Source organism: Kitasatospora sp. MBT63, assembly GCF_000710465.2.
GTDB lineage: Bacteria > Actinomycetota > Actinomycetes > Streptomycetales > Streptomycetaceae > Kitasatospora.
The window spans coordinates 1-1,160 of record NZ_JAIZ01000637.1; the positions used below are offsets into that span (position 1 = coordinate 1).

General features: G+C 68.4%; 1 protein-coding gene and 1 pseudogene. Both read right to left on the bottom strand.

Annotated elements, in window-relative coordinates; genetic code table 11:
• Positions 1-380: 380 nt before the first annotated feature.
• Positions 381-548, bottom strand: a complete 168-nt coding sequence (locus AA75_RS54165) for a hypothetical protein (protein WP_368666624.1) — start codon at positions 546-548, stop codon at positions 381-383.
• A 50-nt stretch (positions 549-598) separates the two neighbouring features.
• Positions 599-982, bottom strand: a pseudogene (locus tag AA75_RS54170) (ISAzo13 family transposase); the annotation flags it as partial.
• Positions 983-1,160 lie beyond the last annotated feature (178 nt).

A 1,160-nucleotide genomic window follows, 5' to 3' on the forward strand; every position in this document is an offset into this window, starting at 1 on the left:
CGCCCCGGCCTCCACCCCCGCCGACGCGAACACCCCCGACGACGAGGACGACGCCGCAGCAGCCGGCAACGCCAACACCACCGGCGCCGCCAACACCCCCACCACCACCGACACCCCCGCCACCACCAGACGACGCGAACCCACCACACCCGACACACGCACAGACATACAAACCCCAAAATCAATAGGTGAAACTCGGCATCCATCAAGAAACACAGGCGCCCCTCGACAGCCGTCGCACAGCCAGCCTCACACCACCCACCCCCAGCCCCATCCCCCGAACGAACGGATAATCGGCCCTGAGCTCGGCCTGCCTTTCGGCAGGTGGCACGTGGTGACGGCCAGTCCGGTCTCCGCGGCAAAGTCGGCCAGGTGGGTTTTCATCCCCGGGTGCGGTAGCCGTTGGAGCCGCCCGCATCGGCGGTGATCAGCGGTCGGCCCGCGTTGGAGTAGGCGCTGCGGCCGGCGGCGTTCCACCAGCGGCGGATCGTAGATCCGTTAGGGCACGGCTCTGCCGAGTGCCTGGGTCGGGAAGTCCTGGCTGCCACTCGAGGCCGTTGTTCTTGAACGGCCCGACCAGTTCTATTTCTTCGTGTCCACGCTGATCACCGGGTCCCCTGCGTCCTGGTGGGCTGGCTCGCTCGTTGAGGTAGCGGCACTGGGCGTCGCGGTCCGGGTGTTGTGTTCCTTCGAGGGTCTTGGCACTGGCCTGCAGGCTGAAGCCTTCCTCCCGTAGGATGTCGCCGCCCGTGTCCCCACAGGCCTCGTGGCCCTGTCGGACCGGCTCCTGGGCGAGGTTCCTGGTCGACTTGGTCGTCCATCGCAGTGGTGACGTCGGGTCCCCTCGCGAGTCGGGCTCGACCAGGGCGAGCAACGCGGAGCGAAAGGCCGGGTTCAGGCCGGAGACACGCTTGCGGCCGCCGCCGACCTTGTGGGCGCGCCCCAGCGGGGCCTGTCCGGACTCGAGCTCGCCAAGGGACACGGTGGCCTCGCGGACTCCGGCAGCACGGGCGACCAGCCTGATCCCACCATGACCGACGGCACGGGCCTCGGCACCCAGCAGCAGGCGCCGCTGTCGCTCATCGAGATGGGGCAGGAAGGACTCGAACTCCGCTGCCAGTAAGAGGAGCTAACACAAAGCTCGGACGCGCCTGTAGGTG